Below are 2,737 nucleotides of genomic sequence, written 5' to 3'. Positions count from 1 at the left end.
TTATAAATGGCACTCTTATGTGTTCAGAAAACAAATACTATATCACTTTCGATTTCCAAGAGCACGTTTATGAAATCAAACTTCCGAAGGATAAAATCAAGGAGCAGCCCCTAAAGACATATATCGGAAAGGAAGTTGTTACAGGCATTCGCCCGGAAAATGTTTTTGTGGATAATTCATCTGTTTCCGGCTCTTCCGCTGATACGATTACCTGCCATGTTGATGTTGCGGAAGTAATGGGTGCAGACAGCTTCCTTCACCTAACCTGTGGAAACAATCTTATAATCGCACGGACATCCTCTCATACCAACACCCGTAACGGAGATAGTATACAAATCCGATTGGATGTTAATCAAATACATATCTTTGAGAAACAAACTGGAAAAGCGATTTTATAACTAATAATGAAGTGTTACCCGCCAAATAAAAAAAACGGCGCTTTGGCGGGTCATTCTCTATGCCTGAATCTTCTAAAGCAACCCTCCAAACCCGTAAAGTTTGGAGGGATTTTTTATGTGTTGGTCAATACAGATCACACCGCTGCGCATTTGCTGCAGCGACATTAAGTCGGCTACATAATCGGATTTAGCATAGGTAATTCATTAAAAAAAGCCTATGTTCCTCAGCGGATAACCATGCCCACCAACACGAACCGCCAGAACAGGTAGAACGTGAAATAATACATGAAATAACATTTAAGAGCGTACCATCGGACGGTCATGTCCATAGGTGCGCTCTTTTTTTGCTGGATAAAATCATACCCCGATGCCGATCACCGCCTCTTGTCCTTCGTTTTCAATCACATTTTGAAAATTTGGAGGACAAGCATATGTCAGAGAACAAAAAATATACCATTGTTTTAAAACGGCAGCGTGTAGAGGTCAGCGAGGCAGTCTACCGTGCCTACCATAAAGAGAGGGAAGCAGAACGCTATCATAATAAGCTGATCCGCCAGAACGAACTGTCTTTGGAACGTTTCCGGGAGGACGGCGTCAATATTGATTACCTCATAGTCCGTGTTCAGCCGGATATCTTGGACAAGCTCATTCATCAGGAGCAGCTGGAGGCGCTGCGGATTGCTCTTCAAGCCTTGCCGGATGATGAACGCTCCCTCATTGATGAAATATTCTTCAATGATAAAAGCGAGTCACAGGTTGCCAAAAGCATTGGTGTTAACCAATCTACCATCAGCCGCAGGCTTTCAAAAATACTATCCAAGCTGAAAAACTTAATAGAAATTTAGTTTTTTAGCGCATAGTCCCCCTCACTTTTTCCTTTATAGAAGTGAGGGGGATTTTCTATCTCTCTCGTGTTCCTTGAAAAATACCGAGCCATTCGGTCATATCCAGCAGCTTAAATACATTAGCTGTTCAGCTCCGATGAGGGGAAAGCGGCTTTGGAGGACACGCCAAGACCATCTGCGGATAGGTCAGAGCTATCCGTCAACACGATAGCATCAAAGGTGCCGAGCGAGAATTGTCCGTCCATAAAGCAATCTGTGGTGGATTGCCCCGCCATGACCTGAACAGCCTACAATGATACTTCTGCACAGCCACAGACATCGCAATGGGTGCAGCCGCCGGAGAACCCGGCGGGGGTGAGAGTCCCATGACGGCCGCAAGCCACGGCTGGTTTAAGCTGACTGCCCAAAGGACGGAATCGTCCTTAACCGCAGGCACTTTGCCTGTGGTGTTCTGCTTCGGGAAGTAGTGTCGAATAGAAGCAGCAGAAAACGAAGAACAAGAGTTTTGTTATATCAGAAACTATGAGGACAGCCGCCCTACGGGTAAACCCGGTCACAATCGGCGGCTGTCCTTATCCTTGTGATATAACACTGATTTCACAAAAAGGAGGAATGCGAAATGCGTATTTACAAAGGCGATATGTTCTATGCAGACTTAACCCCGGTTGTCGGTTGTGAGCAAGGCGGTATCAGGCTGGTACTGATCATACAAAACGACATTGGTAATCGCTACAGCCCCACCGTTATTGTGGCCGCTATCACCAGTCGCACGGAAAAGAATCATCTGCCTACACATATCCGGCTGTGCAGCCAGCAGTACGGACTGCGGCAGAATTCCCTTGTGCTTCTGGAGCAGGTGCGAACCATTGACCGTTCCCGCCTGCGTGAATACATAGGCCATTTGAGTGATTTGCAGTTGCAGCAGGTCAAAAAAGCCTTAGCCGTGAGCTTCGGTCTGGATGCTCTGCTGCCGGAACCGCAAATAGAGCCAATGGCAATAGCATCGCCAAGCTTGTGAAAGGAGGAATTTTTTATGGACAAGAAATCTGCATGGATTTACTGCAGCATCGATGCACCGGAGGACACTCACGGCGCTTTGAAAGGTCAATATGAACGGTTGGAAACCTATGCCGAACAGATGGGCTTTACCGTTGTCGGCTCCTCGCAGGACTCGGGCAGCGGTTTGCACTTTGACCGCTCCGGCCTGCAGTCTGTTCTGGAAGCGGCAAGAGCCGGGAGCTTTCATATCCTGCTGGTGGATTCGGTGAGCCGGATCGGGCGGGATATGGCAAAGACCATCAACTTTATTCAAACAATCAGCGACTGCGGAATCAGCATTTTTTCCCCAATGGAGGGCAAAATCAAGCTATCTGATTTCACGATGCCGCCGTTTCAATTGGGTCAGGAGGGCTTGATATGACAAAAACAGAACCGGTCAATGAAGTCCGCTATTTGATGGCACACAACTTCCTCACCTATCTTTTGGAGCAGGGC

Annotated in this window: 5 protein-coding genes; 4 read left to right on the top strand and 1 reads right to left on the bottom strand. The window is 47.0% G+C overall.

The features are described 5' to 3' along the window. Both RT018_RS15085 and RT018_RS15080 read left to right on the top strand, forming a co-directional pair. Positions 1 to 398: TOBE domain-containing protein (locus RT018_RS15085; RefSeq protein WP_312943146.1), on the top strand; the 398-nt coding region annotated here is incomplete at its 5' end. A 431-nt stretch (positions 399 to 829) separates the two neighbouring features. Beyond that, positions 830 to 1,243 (top strand): sigma-70 family RNA polymerase sigma factor, encoded by a 414-nt coding sequence (locus RT018_RS15080; RefSeq protein ID WP_312943145.1) that lies wholly within the window; start codon positions 830 to 832, stop codon positions 1,241 to 1,243. A gap of 119 nt (positions 1,244 to 1,362) precedes the next feature. Here the strand turns inward: RT018_RS15080 and RT018_RS15075 are convergent, their stop codons facing one another. After that, the gene (locus RT018_RS15075; protein WP_312943144.1) at positions 1,363 to 1,518 is read right to left on the bottom strand and encodes a hypothetical protein; all 156 of its coding nucleotides are present in this window, start codon (positions 1,516 to 1,518) and stop codon (positions 1,363 to 1,365) included. Between the two features lie 344 nt (positions 1,519 to 1,862). Between RT018_RS15075 and RT018_RS15070 the strand changes: the two genes are divergently transcribed. Beyond that, positions 1,863 to 2,261 (top strand): type II toxin-antitoxin system PemK/MazF family toxin, encoded by a 399-nt coding sequence (locus RT018_RS15070; protein WP_312943143.1) that lies wholly within the window; start codon positions 1,863 to 1,865, stop codon positions 2,259 to 2,261. A gap of 15 nt (positions 2,262 to 2,276) precedes the next feature. Further along, a complete protein-coding gene (locus tag RT018_RS15065) occupies positions 2,277 to 2,663 on the top strand; it encodes a recombinase family protein (protein WP_312943142.1) in 387 nt (128 codons plus the stop codon). The last annotated feature ends 74 nt before the right edge of the window (positions 2,664 to 2,737 follow it).

Source organism: Oscillibacter sp., assembly GCF_032060045.1.
Lineage (GTDB): Bacteria > Bacillota > Clostridia > Oscillospirales > Oscillospiraceae > Oscillibacter.
The sequence above is the reverse complement of the archived record's forward strand: the minus strand, read 5'-3'. Positions and strand labels throughout refer to the sequence as shown.